Origin of the sequence: Pelagibius sp. (assembly GCF_028289705.1) — a bacterium.
Taxonomy (GTDB): domain Bacteria; phylum Pseudomonadota; class Alphaproteobacteria; order Kiloniellales; family Kiloniellaceae; genus Pelagibius.
Map to the genome: position 1 here is coordinate 119,782 of NZ_JANQOI010000017.1, position 13,928 is coordinate 133,709.

The 13,928-nt window shown below is 67.7% G+C and carries 12 protein-coding genes; 11 read left to right on the plus strand and 1 reads right to left on the minus strand.

Annotation, left to right across the window (positions count from 1 at the left end; genetic code table 11):
- Positions 1 to 86: 86 nt before the first annotated feature.
- From Q0996_RS02165 to Q0996_RS02215, 11 genes are all read left to right on the plus strand, one after another.
- Positions 87 to 1,583, plus strand: coding sequence for an MBOAT family protein (locus tag Q0996_RS02165; protein ID WP_299615511.1), 1,497 nt, complete (start codon positions 87 to 89; stop codon positions 1,581 to 1,583).
- 12 nt (positions 1,584 to 1,595) lie between these two features.
- Complete coding sequence (locus Q0996_RS02170) at positions 1,596 to 2,699, plus strand: hypothetical protein (protein WP_299615513.1); 1,104 nt, start codon at positions 1,596 to 1,598, stop codon at positions 2,697 to 2,699.
- A 69-nt stretch (positions 2,700 to 2,768) separates the two neighbouring features.
- The gene (locus Q0996_RS02175) at positions 2,769 to 3,617 is read left to right on the plus strand and encodes a bifunctional 2-polyprenyl-6-hydroxyphenol methylase/3-demethylubiquinol 3-O-methyltransferase UbiG (protein ID WP_299615515.1); all 849 of its coding nucleotides are present in this window, start codon (positions 2,769 to 2,771) and stop codon (positions 3,615 to 3,617) included.
- A 37-nt stretch (positions 3,618 to 3,654) separates the two neighbouring features.
- A complete protein-coding gene (locus tag Q0996_RS02180; protein WP_299615517.1) occupies positions 3,655 to 5,691 on the plus strand; it encodes a glycosyltransferase in 2,037 nt (678 codons plus the stop codon).
- 36 nt (positions 5,692 to 5,727) lie between these two features.
- On the plus strand, positions 5,728 to 6,711 hold the full coding sequence (locus Q0996_RS02185) for a class I SAM-dependent methyltransferase (RefSeq protein WP_299615518.1): 984 nt from the start codon (positions 5,728 to 5,730) through the stop codon (positions 6,709 to 6,711).
- Positions 6,712 to 6,737: 26 nt separating this feature from the next.
- Positions 6,738 to 7,889 carry a glycosyltransferase gene (locus Q0996_RS02190; RefSeq protein ID WP_299615519.1) on the plus strand — a complete coding sequence of 384 codons (1,152 nt, stop codon included), beginning with the start codon at positions 6,738 to 6,740 and terminating at the stop codon, positions 7,887 to 7,889.
- Complete coding sequence (locus tag Q0996_RS02195; protein WP_299615520.1) at positions 7,886 to 9,097, plus strand: glycosyltransferase family 4 protein; 1,212 nt, start codon at positions 7,886 to 7,888, stop codon at positions 9,095 to 9,097. The genes Q0996_RS02190 and Q0996_RS02195 overlap by 4 nt, the downstream gene beginning before the upstream one ends.
- Positions 9,094 to 9,876, plus strand: coding sequence for a glycosyltransferase family 2 protein (locus Q0996_RS02200; RefSeq protein ID WP_299615521.1), 783 nt, complete (start codon positions 9,094 to 9,096; stop codon positions 9,874 to 9,876). Before Q0996_RS02195 ends, Q0996_RS02200 begins: the two co-directional genes overlap by 4 nt.
- Before the next feature lie 4 nt (positions 9,877 to 9,880).
- Positions 9,881 to 10,804, plus strand: a complete 924-nt coding sequence (locus tag Q0996_RS02205; protein WP_299615522.1) for an NAD-dependent epimerase/dehydratase family protein — start codon at positions 9,881 to 9,883, stop codon at positions 10,802 to 10,804.
- Between the two features lie 3 nt (positions 10,805 to 10,807).
- Complete coding sequence (locus Q0996_RS02210) at positions 10,808 to 12,166, plus strand: 3-deoxy-D-manno-octulosonic acid transferase (RefSeq protein WP_299615523.1); 1,359 nt, start codon at positions 10,808 to 10,810, stop codon at positions 12,164 to 12,166.
- A gap of 72 nt (positions 12,167 to 12,238) precedes the next feature.
- On the plus strand, positions 12,239 to 13,249 hold the full coding sequence (locus Q0996_RS02215) for a DUF3179 domain-containing protein (RefSeq protein WP_299615524.1): 1,011 nt from the start codon (positions 12,239 to 12,241) through the stop codon (positions 13,247 to 13,249).
- 18 nt (positions 13,250 to 13,267) lie between these two features.
- Here Q0996_RS02215 and Q0996_RS02220 read toward each other — a convergent pair whose 3' ends face one another.
- Positions 13,268 to 13,924, minus strand: coding sequence for a TetR/AcrR family transcriptional regulator (locus Q0996_RS02220; RefSeq protein WP_299615525.1), 657 nt, complete (start codon positions 13,922 to 13,924; stop codon positions 13,268 to 13,270).
- Between the last annotated feature and the right edge of the window lie 4 nt (positions 13,925 to 13,928).

A 13,928-nucleotide genomic window follows, 5' to 3' on the forward strand; every position in this document is an offset into this window, starting at 1 on the left:
ATCGCCACCGGGCCTACGCTCGCGGGCCGCTGCCGGGCACGGCGCGGCCGGCCCGTGCGGACATGAGCGCCGCGGGAAACCGGTGAATGCTCTTTAACTCCTACGAATTCATCCTGGTCTTTCTGCCGATCACGCTGTTCCTGGTCCTGTCGTTACGCAGGCTGGGGATGGTGAGCGCGTCGCTGACCCTGCTCTGCGGCGCCTCTCTGGTCTTCTACGCGGTCTGGGACTGGCGGTTCATCGGCCTGCTGGTGGGCTCGATCTGTATCAACTATCTGCTGATCTCGGCCCTGTCGGCGCGCCCTCGGCGCTGGCTGATGTGGATCGGCATTGCCGTCAACCTCGGCCTGCTCGGTTTCTTCAAGTACGCGACCTTCCTCGGCGAGAATTTCGCGGCCCTTGCCGGGGGGAGCTTCGAGACACCGGACATCGTTCTGCCGCTCGCCATCTCATTCTTCACGCTGCAGCAGATCTCCATGCTGGTCGACGCGAGCCTGCAGCCCGTGGCAAGGCCGCGGTTCCGCGACTACGCGCTCTATGTCAGCTTCTTCCCGCAGCTCATCGCCGGGCCGATCGTGCGCCACGGTGAAATGCTGCCGCAGATCAGGTCGATTGCCAGCCGCATCGATCTCGTTGCCTTCGCCATGGGCGTGACCCTCTTTGCCATGGGCCTGTTGAAAAAGGTCGCCCTGGCCGACAGCCTGAAGCCCTATGCCGACGTTGTTTTCAACGGGGCCGAGCAGACCGCGGCCTCCCTCGGTTTCATCGAGGCCTGGCTGGGCGCGCTCGCCTTCCATTTCCAGATCTACTTCGATTTCTCGGGCTATTCGGATATGGCCATCGGGCTGGCACTGATGCTGGGATTTCGCCTGCCCTTGAACTTCAACGCGCCCTACAAGGCCACCAGCATCATCGATTTCTGGCGCCGCTGGCATCTCACCCTGTCCCGCTTTCTGCGGGACTATCTCTATATTCCCCTAGGCGGCAGGCGCGGCGGCCTGGGGCCGCAATCGGCGAACATCATGCTGGTGATGCTGATCGGCGGTCTTTGGCACGGATCGAGCTGGAATTTCGTGATTTGGGGTGGGCTGCATGGGGTCATGATCGTTGCCAATCACCTCTGGCGGCGCTTTTCCGGCCACTCCCGCGGGCCATCTCGGGCCACCACCGCGGTCTCCGTCCTGCTGACCACCGCCGGGGTGGTTCTGGCCTGGGTGTTCTTCCGCGCGGAAAGCCTCGACGGATCGCTGGCGATGCTCGCGGGCATGGCCGGCCTTAACGGTCTGGGGACCGTGACCCTCGGCGAGCCTTCGCTCTTCGACCTGGCGCAGTCCGTCGCCCTGGGCGGCTCCGCGCTCGCCACCCTGGATGCAAATGTGCTGCTGCTGATCGCCATTGCCTTTGCCATGGTGTGGGTCCTGCCGGCCTCGCAGGAGATCGTGAACTACGATCCCGCAGCAAGGTCCGGCGCAGCGCTGCCCATCCGTTACCCGGCGGCCACGGCGGCCCTCTCCGGTGTCGGCCTCTCCCTCGCCTTGCTGGCGTTGGCGCGGCCTTCCGAGTTTCTCTATTTTCAGTTCTAGGGCTCTTCGGTCGTGAGTGCCGCACGCTACATCGTCATCGTCGTGATTGCCGGACTGTCGGTTGTGGCTGCCGCCTTGGGTGCCGCGGTCTCCGCTGATCCGGCGCACCTCTTCCGCACGCCGGCGGCCTATGCGGAGATCGCCCGGCTGCTGCACGCCGGCACGCCGGTGGGCGAACTCGATTCGCCGCGTCACCGCCTGATCAACCGCGCCTTCATCGACAGCCTGGACCAGGCACCGGAAACCGTCATTCTCGGCTCTAGCCGCGTCCAACCCTTCTCCCCGGCAGAGGCCGGTTGGCAGCGCAGCCTCAGCCTGGCCGTCGAGGGGGGCGACCTCGGCGATCTTCTCTACATCTACGGCCTGCTCAGAGATCGGGCCCTGATCCCCGCCAGAACCGTCATCACCGTCGATCCCTATATCTTCGCGCCGGACAGCCACCTGCTCACGCGCAACGGCAAGCACGCGAGCCTGCAACGCATCGTCGGTCTGCTCGAAACCGACTGCATCGAGGACTTCGGTTCTCAAATCCCTCTGTCCTGGCTGGCCGAGGTGCTGACCCTCGATTACGTCCTGGAGTCGCTCGGCAAACTGGGCGAAGGGTCGAGCGATCAGGTCCGCTTCGGGCCGGACCCGGAGCTGCGCTCGCCCGGCTTCATCAAGCGCCCGGACGGTTCGGTCCTGTTCTCCCGCGAAATCCGGACCCGCAGCGCCGCTTACGTCGACGACTACGCGGCAACGGTGCTGGACCACCCGGTCGGCCGCGGCCTCGCCTTCACCAGCCTCGACCCCTGCAAGACGGCAGTCTTCCAGGCGTTTCTTGACCTTCTGCAGCACGACGGGACGACCGTGATCCTCGCCATGCTGCCCTATCACCCGACGGCCTTTCGCTTGCTGGAGAGCGACCGCGCGGTCCTGGCGCAGGTCGACGGCTTTGTCAGGCAGCTCGCCGCGCAGCGCTCGCTTGCCGTTCTCGGCGCCTTCGACCCGGGGCAAAGCGACTGCGGACAGACGGACTTCCTGGACATGCACCACCCGAAACAACCCTGCATCGAACGCATTCTCGAACCGGCAGTCGAAAGCGGAACCCGGCAATCCGCCGCCGCCGGGCAATGAGCGGCTAGAGATGCTTGCCATGGCGGCGCGAAAGAGTACCTTCCCGCAAGAGATCGTGCCGAGGCCAGAATGACCCTCTCCCCCCTACCGCTGAAGCTGCCGATTCCACCGAACCGCAGCTATGAGAGCGTTTGGCACCACTTCGAGGTCGAACGCGCCATTGCCGACAGGCTGAAAGCGGCGAACCGCGAAGAACGCAAAGCGATCTACAGCACCATGTACGACGAGCTCTTCGCGCAGGTGCCGGACCATCCGCGCCTGACCCGCCGCGCCGATGCCGCGGCAACCGCGAAGATGAACCGGCGCAAGCTGGCCCTGGTGAAACCCTTTGCGAAGCCGGGCGGCAGCTTCCTCGAGTTCGGCCCCGGCGACTGCCGTTTCGCCTTTGAGATGACGCGCCATGTCGGGCAGGTCTACGCCGTCGACATCGCCGACCAGATCGGCCCCGACATCGAGCGCCCGAACAATTTCGATCTGGTGGTCTACAACGGCTATGACCTGGACCTGCCGGACAACTCCGTGGATACCGCCTTCAGCGACCAGTTGATCGAGCACCTGCATCCCGAAGACACCGCCGATCATTTCCGCCTGGTCCATCGGCTGCTGAAACCCGGGGGCGTCTACACCTTTCGCACGCCCTACCGCTTCACCGGCCCGCATGACGTGTCGCGCTACTTCACCGAAGAGGCCGAGTGCTTTCACCTGAAGGAGTGGACCTTCGGCGAACTGGCCGCGGAGCTGCGGGCCCTCGGCTATCGGCGGATCAAGGCCTATTGGTTCGGGCGCAACCGCCTCATACGCTTGCCGATGATCGCGTTTCTGGCGTTGGAACTCGTTTATCCCTGGCTGCCGATGAACTGGCGCCGAGGGCACCTGCGCTACCTGACACCCGGCATATCGATGGCCGCTTACAAGTAGCGCCCAACGGAACCACCCCAGTCCACCGAGAACGGCTTTGTCGGTCAACTCCGCTCCCTCCCTCGCCGAAATCACGCCGGCGCCTGCGACGACGCAGGCCGCCCGGGCGCCCGATGTCCTGTTGATCATCAGTCACCTCGGCCACGGCGGCACCCAGAGGGTGGTCTGCAATCTCGCCAACGGCTGGTCGCGCCAGGGCTATCGGGTCCGGGTCCTGCTGATGAGCACCAACCGCAGCAACGCCATCGATCTCGATCCGGCCATCGAGCAGGAGTTCCTCATCTACCGGCCGCCGAGCTGGACGATTTTCCATCTGGCCGGGCTCTATCGGACGTCCTGCTGGCTGTGGAAGCTGCGGCGCTACATCAGGCGGTCCAAAGCGCCGGTTGTCGTCAGCTTCATTCGCCCGACCAATGCCAAGGTCCTGCTGGCTTGCCTGGGACTGCTGGGTCGGCGGCTCGTCGTCTGCGAACGCAACGATCCGGCCCGCCAGTTCATCCCGCCGCCCTGGGGGCCGGTCAGCCGCTGGCTCTACCGGACGGCGGATGTCGTCACGGCCAACAGCAAAGGGGTCCTGAAGACCCTGACCGACTTCGTGCCGAACCGGAAGCTGGCCTATGTGCCGAACATCCTGACACCGCCGTCTGAGACGGACCTCAAACTGGAGGCGCCGACGATTCTGGCGGTGGGACGCATCGTTCCGCAGAAGGCGCTGGATGTTCTCTTCAAGGCCTTCGCGGCGGCGCGGAGCGATCTCGGCGACTGGCGCATCGTGATTCTCGGAGAGGGGCCATCCAAGACGGACCTGATCGCTCTGGCCGAAAAGCTGTCGATCGATGACAGGATCGACTGGCCCGGCCACGTGGCCGAGCCCTATGCCTATTACCGCGCCTCGGCGATCTTCGCCCTGCCCTCACGCTACGAGGGCATGCCCAACGCTCTCCTCGAGGCCATGAGCTGCGGCCTTCCGGTCATCGTTAGCGACGCCTCCCCGGGGCCGCTGGAGGTGGTCGAAGACGAGCGCTCGGGCCTGGTGGTGCCCTGTGACGATGTAGAAGCGACGGCCGCGGCCCTGAGGCGGCTGGCCGGCGATCCGGCGCTGCGCCGCAGGCTGGGCAGCGCCGCGGCGGAGCGCACCAGCGGTTTCAGCCGGGCCCAGGCCCTGGATACCTGGACCGAGGTCGTTCAACTCGCGCCCCCCGGTGCGGACCGGCAGGCAGAGAAAGGATGGCGCCACCTGGCCGCCCTGAAGGTGATCTCCTACTACGTCCTGAAGCGTCAGGTCTGGGGTTATGTCTTCAAGCCCTCGATTTGGCCGGAGATCTGGCGGTTCCTGCGCCGCAAGACCCGCATCGCCCTGGGTATCGAGGTCGAGGATCTCGCCGCCATCGAGCGGGACCGCCAGGCGGCGGTGGCCTGGTGCGAACCCCGCTCCAGCGAAGCGAGAGAGGCGACCGCGAACCTTCTGCCCCAATGGCAATGGGTCGAACTGGAGGCAACGGAAGGCGGGGAACTGAGCGCCGCGACGGCCCGGGTCGGCTCGGTGCCCTTCCGGCTCGGCGGTGCCAGCAACATGGACCTGCTCTACAACCTCTGCCAGGGGACGCGGGCCGAAAGGGTCATCGAAACCGGGGTCGCCAACGGCTGGTCCAGTCTGGCCTTCCTGCTGTCCCTGAAGACCCGCCCGGACGCCCGGCTGTTCAGCGTCGACCTGCCCTACCTCAAGCACCACAACGACCGCTGGGTCGGCATCGCGGTGCCCGAAAGCCTGCACGATCGCTGGCAGCTGTTTCGCATGGCCGACCGCGAGGGCCTGCCGAGAGCGTTGAAAGCGGCCGGCACCATCGACCTTGCACACTACGACTCCGACAAGTCGCCGGAGGGACGGGCCTTTGCCTATCCCCTGATCTGGCAGGCGCTGCGCCCCGGCGGCCTGCTCATCTCGGACGACGTGGGCGACAACACCTCCTTCCGCGATTTCTGTGAGCAGGTCGCCATGACGCCAGTGATCGTGCGCCAGGGCGACAAATTCCAGGGAATCCTGGTCAAACCAGATCAACCGACCATGAAGTGATCCGCCATGACAGGCCCTCAAGCAAACAGCTCAGCGATGACGGAACCGCTCGTCTCCGACTTCCATGACATCGAACTGCCGGCGATCCGCAGCGTTCCCGGGATGACCTCCGAGTCCGAATGCCGCTACCTCTTCTGGCTCGCATCCTCGCAGCTCACCGGCGCGGGCGCGCTGGTGGAGGTGGGGTCCTGGCTCGGCCGCAGCACCCTGCATCTGGCCGCCGGCCTGCGGCGGGCCGGGCGGGGCGGAGAACTGCACTGCTTTGACGGCTTCACCTGGGCACCCAGCGATCCGGGCAAGTCGGACCTGCCGCTGAAGCCCGGCGACAACTTCCAGTCCTACTTCGAAGCGCATGTCGCGGATTACAGCGATCTCATCTCCATCCATCGAACCCGCATCAAAAAGCTCGCCTGGAGCGGCCGGCCGGTCGAGGTGCTGTTTCTGGACGCGCCGAAGAAGCTGCCGGAGATTACGCGCTGTATCGAGGCCTTCGGTCCCTCGCTGATCCCGGGCCGCTCGATCATCGCCATCCAGGACTATCTCTACTTTCCGGCTTATGCCCTCGCCGCCTGCATGCATGCACTGCGCGGCTGCCTGGAGCTGATCCATGTCGTTCTGGACGGCTCGACCGTGGCCTTTCGGGTTGTCGCCCCCATCGACTTCTCCAAGAACAAGCCGGACGACTGGAATCCAAACCGCTGGACACCCGAGCAGATCGACACGGCCTGGCATCAAATCCTGGCACCCCTGCCGGCCAAGGCCCGTGAGCGGCTGGAACCGGGGCGCGCCCTGCATCTCTACAACTGCGGTGCGAAGGCAGCGGCCATAGAGGCCATGTCGGCGCTGCCGATGACGCCGTTCCAGCGCGACAAGATCGCCGGTCTCTCGCGGTCCCACACCTATCTGAGCTTCCCCGAGCTTTTTGCCGCCGCCGGCTTTCCCGGAACACCGAAACAGAACCTGCAGGCCAAGGCCAAGCGCGTGCGCGACGGACTTCGCAACCTCCTGCGGGCAGACTGAGCCGCCGGTCGCCGCGAAGACCCGAAATGACCGCAGGGCGACCCGGGGTTCTTTTCGTCCTGCCGAACTTTGCCGGCGGCGGTGCCGAGCGGGTTGCGCTCACCTTGCTGGCCGGCCTCGACCGGTCCCGGTTCCTGCCGCAGCTCGTCGTCTTCGACGCCACAGGCCCGCTGCAATCCCTGCTTGCCGAGGACGTCGATCTGCAGCGGCTCGACCGGCCCAAGCTGCGCCACGCCCTTCCCAAGCTGTTGGGTCACATCCGCCGGAGCCGCCCGGCGGTGGTCTTTGCCTCCCAGGGCTATCTGAACCTCGCGCTGCTCGCCAGCCGCGCCCTGATGCCGCGCGGCACCAGGCTTGCCCTCCGCGAGTCCAACACCCCCTCCCAGAGCCTGCCGAACCGCCGCCACCCGCGGCTGATGACCTGGGGCTACCGCCGCTTCTACCGGCACGCCGACCTGCTGTTCTGCCAGCACCGGCAAACCGAACAGGAGCTGCAGCAGGACTTCGGCGTCGCCGGCGGGCGCATCGTTTCCCTGCCCAATCCGGTGCCCGTCGCGCGGCTCCGAGACTCGGCAGCCGCGCCCTCGCGCCGCCCCGGCGGCGGCCCGCGCTTCGTTGCCGCGGGGCGGCTGCATCGGCAGAAGGGCTTCGACCGGCTGATCCGCGTCTTCGCCCGGATGCCCGCCGACGCCGAGCTTTCCATCTATGGCGAAGGCGAAGAGCAAGCGGCCCTGACGGCTTTGATCCGGGAGCTCGGCCTCGAGACCCGGGTGGACCTCGCGGGTTACAGCACAAACCTCCCGGCGGCACTGGCCGGTGCCGATGCCTGCCTCATCCCATCGCGCTGGGAAGGGCTGCCGAACGTCGCGCTGGAGGCGCTGGCCTGCGGCACCGCAGTGATCGCAACCCCCGAGTCCGGCGGGATCGCCGAGCTGGCGGAAGCCGCTCCGCCAGGCACCGTCGCCCTGGCCAGCCTGACCGAGGATGCGGGCGCCCCCTTTCTCCAGGCGATGCAGCGGATCGCGGTCCGGCCGCCCGAAGGCCCCGGCCCCAGCCTGCTCCCACCGCGCTACGAGCTGGAGGCGGTGCTGGCACAGTGGAACGCGGCGCTGCACCGGCTGACGGCGGCGCCGGCAGTTGTGGACAGACCGGCAAGTCCGCTAAAACGGCGGTCGTGAAGATCGCCTACGTGACCATGCAATTCCCCGTCGCATCGGAGACCTTTGCCGCCGTCGAGCTGCGCGCCCTGCGCCGCCTCGGCGCCGAGGTCACCGTGCTGACTTATCGCGCCCCGCCCCCAAGAGCCGCAGAGATGCTGGCCGAGCGCGGCCTGGCGGACCTGCGCGTCGACCAGGGCTCCGCCGGCTCGGTCCTGCAGGGGCTGCTCCTGGCGGTGCTGAAGCCCGCCGATGCCGGCTATCTGCTCGCCATGATCATCCGCCACTGCTGGCGACGGCCGATGCACCTGGCAAAGGCGCTGGCCCTGGCGCCGCGCAGCCTCGTCCTGTTGCAGCGCATCGCGGCGCTTCGGCCCGAGGTCGTGCATCTCTTCTGGGGCCACTACCCCAGCCTCCTCGGGCTGCTGGTGCAGCGCCGCCTGCCCGCAACGGCGCTCAGCCAGTTCCTCGGCGCTTACGACCTGGAAGAGCGCTTTGCGCCAAGCGCCCGCCTGGCGCAGCGCGTCCGTCTGCTGCTGACCCACGCAAAAGCCAACCTGCCGGCCATCGCCGGCTTGGGCGTCGATCCGGAACAGGTGCGGATCTCCTACCGCGGTGTGGAGGTTCCCGACCCACTGCCCGGCCCGGCGAAGCAGCCGGGCCTGATGGTGATCGCCGAACGGCTGGTTCCGCAAAAACGCAGCGCCGATGCGCTCAGGGTCTTTGCGACGCTTCGGCGCGCACTTCCCGAAGCGCGGCTGCGGGTGCTGGGCGCCGGCCCGGAGCTGCAGCCGCTAAAGGATCTCGCCGCCGAACTGGAGCTCGGCAGCTCGGTGAGCTTCCTCGGCCATGTTCCCCATGACCAGGCCCTCGGCCATCTGGCTGAAGCCCAGGTGCTGCTGACCATGTCCCAAAGCCCTTCCGAACGGCTGCCCAACGCGCTCAAGGAAGCAATGCTGCGCCGCTGCGTCTGCCTCTCGGCCCGCTCGCCGGGCATCGAGGAACTGATCGAGGACGGCGTAACAGGGCTGCTGGTGGAGGCCGGCGATAACGAGGCGGCAGCCCGCCGCCTGGCAAGCCTGCTCGCGGACGCACCGGCGGCGGATCAAATGGCCGACCGGGCGCAGGCCTGCGTCGCCGAGAGGTTCAACGTCGACCGCCTGATGGCCGACCGGCTGGCGCAATGGGCGGCACTGCGTCGCAGCGGCGCTGCGGAGGGTTCGGGATGAGCCAACCCGCCACCGTTGTGCAAGACGACGCGCCCCTGGTCTCCGTCATCACCGCCGCCTTCAACGCCGAGACCTTCATCGCCGAGACCATCGCCTCCGTCCAGGCACAGACCTTGAGCGATTGGGAGATGCTGGTCGCCGACGACGGCTCCAGCGACCGCACCGCCGAGATCGTGGAGGCCATCGCCGGGGACGATCCCAGGGTCAAGCTCATCCGCCTGCCGCAGAACGGCGGCGTGGCCGCCGCGCGCAACGCCGCTTTGGCGGAGGCCCGTGGCCGCTTCATCGCCTTCATCGACAGCGATGACCTCTGGCAGCCGGCCAAGCTGGAACGCCAGACCGCTTTCATGAATGCGCACCAGGCCGCCATGTCCTACACCGCCTACCGGCGCATCAACGAGGACGGCAGCCGTATCGGCCGCCTCGTCGGCGTGCCGGAAACCCTGACCTACGACCAGCTTCTGAAGAACACCGCCATCGCCACGGTGACCGGTATGGTGGACACCGGGAAGACCGGCCCGATCCGCATGACCCAGGCGCGCCGCGACGACTACATCCTCTGGCTGTCGATCCTCAAACGCGGCTTCCGCGCCCACGGCCTGCGCGAAGACCTGGCGCGCTACCGCGTGGTGCGGGGCTCGCTGTCGAGCAAGCCGAAGCGCTCCGCCGCCTGGGTCTGGAACGTTTACCGGAGGATCGAGAAGCTCGGCCCGCTGCGCGCCTCCTGGTGCTTGGCCCATTACGGCGCGCGGGCCGTGCTGAAGCGCCTGCTTTACTAGCCCGATGCAGCGGGTGCTGGTCACCGGGGCCAACGGCTTCATCGGCGCTGCGATCTGCGCGCATCTACTCGCAAAAGGCTGGGCCGTGACCGGCAGCGTTCGCAGCGAGGGCTCGATCTTGAATCCCGCTGTCGAGCCCTTGGTCACCGGTCCGATCGACGGAGAAACCGACTGGGCCAAAGCGCTGGTCGGCATCGATGCTGTCGTGCACTGCGCGGCGCGGGTGCATGTGTTGCGGGAAACAGCGACCGATCCGCTGACGGCCTTCCGCAAAGTCAACGTGGCGGCAAGCGAAGGGCTGGCGCGTCAGAGCGTCGCCGCCGGGGTCCGGCGACTGGTCTTCCTGAGTTCCGTCGGCGCCGCCGTCGCCGAGCAATCCCCCAAGCGGGCCAGCCCCTATCAGCGCAGCAAACTGGAGGCCGAGGCCGCGCTCAAGGCCGTGACCGAGGGAACAGCGACCTCCCTGGTGGTTCTCCGACCGCCGCTTGTCTACGGCGCCGGCGCGCCCGGCAACTTCCCCCGCCTGGCAAAGGCCGTTACCAGGGGCCTGCCGCTGCCTCTCGCCTCCCTCCGCAACCGCCGCAGCCTGCTCTACCTCGGCAACCTGGTCAGCGCGGTGGAGGCGGCATTGGCAGCCGATACGGCACCGGCGATGCCTCTGGAACTTTGCGATGGCGATGACATCTCGACGCCGGATCTGGCCCGGCGGATCGGACAGCTCTGCGGCAATCCCGCCCGCCTGCTGCCCTGTCCACCCGCACTGCTCAGGCTGGCCGGCGCGCTCACCGGCCGCAGCGCCGCCGTCGAGGCGCTCACCACCTCGCTCACCGTTGACAACGGACCGATCACCCTGGCCCTCGGCTGGCGCCCGCCCTACAGCCTGCAGGACGGCTTGACGGCAAGCGTCGCCAAGCCGCCCGAGGGCTAGGCCATGGAGGGCGAGATCGAGAGCAAGCGGCTGAAACCTCCGGGTCAGGAGCCTGCCAGCGGCTTTGGGATACTCGCGGCCCGCTGTGCCCTCGGCGGCTATCGCCTTCTCGGCCGCTGTGCCGGCCCGGCGGTGCGGGCCTTTCTGCGCCGCCGTGTCGCCCGGGGCCGCGAAGACCCGCAACGCCTCGGTGAGCGTCTGGGCAGAGCCGGCCAGGCGCGCCCGGAGGGGCCTCTGGTCTGGCTGCATGGCGCCAGCGTCGGCGAAGCGGTCTCCCTGCTACCGCTCATCGAGCGCCTGCGGCGCGACCGGCCGGATCTGAACTTGCTTGTGACCAGCGGCACCGTCACCTCCGCTGAGATGATGGCCGAGCGGCTGCCAGCGGCGGTCATCCACCAGTACCTGCCGGTGGACCTGCCCCAGGCTGTTTCGGCCTTCTTCGCGCACTGGCGGCCGGCGCTGGGCCTGATGGTGGAGTCGGAGTTCTGGCCGAACCTGATCCGCGGTGCCGCCGACGCGGGATGCACGCTGGTCCTGATCAATGGCCGGGTCTCCCCCGCCTCCTACCGCAAGTGGCGGCGCTTTCGCCCGCTGATCGGCACGCTGCTCGGGCATTTCGGCCTGATCATGGCCCGCACGCCGCGCGACCAAGCACACCTGGAGGGCCTGGGGGCAGAGGCGGTGATCTGCCCCGGCGACCTGAAAGCCGCCGCGCCGCCGCTTGATGTGGAGCCGGCAGCCTTGGCGGCTGTCGCCCAAGCGATCGGCGGGCGGCCCTGCTGGCTGGCCGCCTCGACCCACGCGGGCGAAGAGCGGATTGTCGGCGCTGTCCATCAGGCTCTGGTCCGCGACTACCCGGGCCTGTTGACTCTCCTGGTGCCGCGACACCCGGCCCGCGGCGACGAAACTCGCGCGGAACTGACCGGACAGGGCCTGAGCGTCGCCCAGCGCAGCCGCGGCGAGACGGCCACGGAAGATACCGACATCTGCCTTGCCGATACCCTGGGCGAGATGGGGCTCTGGTATCGGCTGGCGGATCTCGTTTTCGTCGGCGGCTCGCTGGTGCCCATCGGCGGGCACAATCTGCTGGAGCCGGCCAAGCTGGACTGTGCGATCCTGACCGGACCGCATATGGCCAACTTCCGCCAAATGAGCGAAGAGATGGCCGCCGCCGGCGCCCTGCGCCAGGTGGCAGACCCTGAGCAGCTACAGGCGAGCCTCGCCGCCCTGCTGGCCGACCCGCAGGCCCGGGCGGCTCTTTCGGAAGGGGCCACCGCTTACGCGGGCCGCCAGGCCGGCGTGCTTGACCGAGTTGTCGAAGCATTGGCCCCCCTCCTGACGCGCGCCGCCGCCCGGCGGTAAGCGCCCCTCCCCCTTCTTTCTTCAAGCGGAAGTGATTGGCGCCGGCCGCGTGTCTGCGGCCATGATCGGCGCATGTCCGATCTGTCCGACCTGTTCCGGCGCCGCCTGACCGCTTCTGCTTTCGCCGCGCTGATCCTGATCGCCGCCCTGCCCCTGGGCAGCGGTGCGGCGCTCGCGACCCCGGACCGCTGGGCCGGTGAATGGCCGCAGACCGATTTCACCCAGGCCTCCGTCGGCTTCGGCGAGATCCTCAGCGGCGGTCCCCCCAAGGACGGCATCCCCTCCATCGACAAGCCGCAGTTCATCGCGGTCTCCGAGGCGAGCGACCTCACCGCGACCGAACCGGTCGTGGGCTTCTCGGTCAACGGCGATGCCCGGGCCTATCCCCTGCGCATTCTGACCTGGCACGAGATCGTCAACGATACTGTCGGCGGCATCCCTGTCGCCGTGACCTACTGCCCGCTGTGCAACTCGGCCATCGTCTTCGAGCGCACGGTCGACGGCGAGGTCACCACCTTCGGCACCACGGGCAAGCTGCGCAATTCCGATCTGGTGATGTACGACCGGGCCACCGAGAGCTGGTGGCAGCAGTTCCTCGGCGAGGCCATCGTGGGGGAGCGCACCGGGACCCGCCTGAAGATCCTGCCGGCCCGGCTGGAATCCTGGGAACGCTTTGCCGCCCGCTTTCCCGACGGCCAGGTCCTGATCCCTAACAATCCCGGCATGCGCCCCTATGGCGCGAATCCCTATGTCGGCTACGACACGCTGTCCCGGCCGTTCCTCTATGACGGCGAGATGCCCGAGGGGATCGCGCCTATGAAGCGCGTGGTCGCCGTCGGCGAACAGGCTTGGGCCCTGGAGATGCTGCGCGAGAAGGGCCGGATCGAAAGCGGCGACCTGGTGCTGAGCTGGGAGCCGGGCCAGACCTCGGCCCTCGACACACGGGCCATCAGCGAGGGGCGCGAGGTCGGCAACGTGCTGGTGCAGCGCAAGGGCGCCGACGGCATGGTCGACGTGCCCTATGACGTGACCTTCGCCTTCGTCTTTCACGCCTTCCGCCCCCATGCGGAGATCATCCGCTAGCGAAGGCTCAACCGAACATCAGCGCGGCGCGTAGAGTTCGAGAAAGGTCCCCACGGCCCTGGCCGCATGGGCTTCGATCTCAGCCGGGGTGACGGTGCCCTGGACACCCAGAGTGCAGCGCATGTGCAAGGGGTCCTTGAGGAGGTAGAGCAGGAAGGAGGCGGCCGTCTCCGGATCGGCCGCGCGCAACTGGCCCCTTCGGTCCTTCTCCCCAAGGTAGGGGGTGAGCGTTGAGATCCAGCGCTGCGGTCCGTTCTCGTAGAAGGTCCGGCCTAGTTCCGGAAAACGCTCCGCTTCGGCCACGACAATGCGGTAGAGCGCGACGGCCTCGGGCGAGGTGACCAGGGTCAGAAAGCGCACCCCGAGATCGGTCAGCAGGGCGCGCATGTCCTGATCCGGGTCCAGGTCGAAGGCCTCCTCCCCCGCCACCAGGGCGCAGTGGGCCATCATGACCGCGGCGAAGAGCTCGTCCTTGCCCGAGAAGTGGCTGTAAACCGTGCGCTTCGAGACCTCCGCCTTGGCCGCGATGGCATCCATCGACACGGCCCCGTAGCCCGAACGCAGGAACAGTTCGGCCGCCGCGGCAACGATCGCCTGCCGCTTCGGCGAGTGCGCCTGGACGCCCGCCACCGTCCTCTCTGTCAGGACGTTGTCACCTTTCGCAGTCTCAGACATCTTC

Coding starts and splice junctions, on each gene's coding strand:
- Q0996_RS02165 (WP_299615511.1), top strand. CDS start 87: ATGCTCTTTAACTCCTACGAATTCATCCTGGTCTTTCTGCCGATCACG.
- Q0996_RS02175 (WP_299615515.1), top strand. CDS start 2,769: ATGACCCTCTCCCCCCTACCGCTGAAGCTGCCGATTCCACCGAACCGC.
- Q0996_RS02185 (WP_299615518.1), top strand. CDS start 5,728: ATGACGGAACCGCTCGTCTCCGACTTCCATGACATCGAACTGCCGGCG.
- Q0996_RS02190 (WP_299615519.1), top strand. CDS start 6,738: ATGACCGCAGGGCGACCCGGGGTTCTTTTCGTCCTGCCGAACTTTGCC.
- Q0996_RS02200 (WP_299615521.1), top strand. CDS start 9,094: ATGAGCCAACCCGCCACCGTTGTGCAAGACGACGCGCCCCTGGTCTCC.
- Q0996_RS02205 (WP_299615522.1), top strand. CDS start 9,881: ATGCAGCGGGTGCTGGTCACCGGGGCCAACGGCTTCATCGGCGCTGCG.
- Q0996_RS02210 (WP_299615523.1), top strand. CDS start 10,808: ATGGAGGGCGAGATCGAGAGCAAGCGGCTGAAACCTCCGGGTCAGGAG.
- Q0996_RS02215 (WP_299615524.1), top strand. CDS start 12,239: ATGTCCGATCTGTCCGACCTGTTCCGGCGCCGCCTGACCGCTTCTGCT.
- Q0996_RS02220 (WP_299615525.1), bottom strand. CDS start 13,924: ATGTCTGAGACTGCGAAAGGTGACAACGTCCTGACAGAGAGGACGGTG.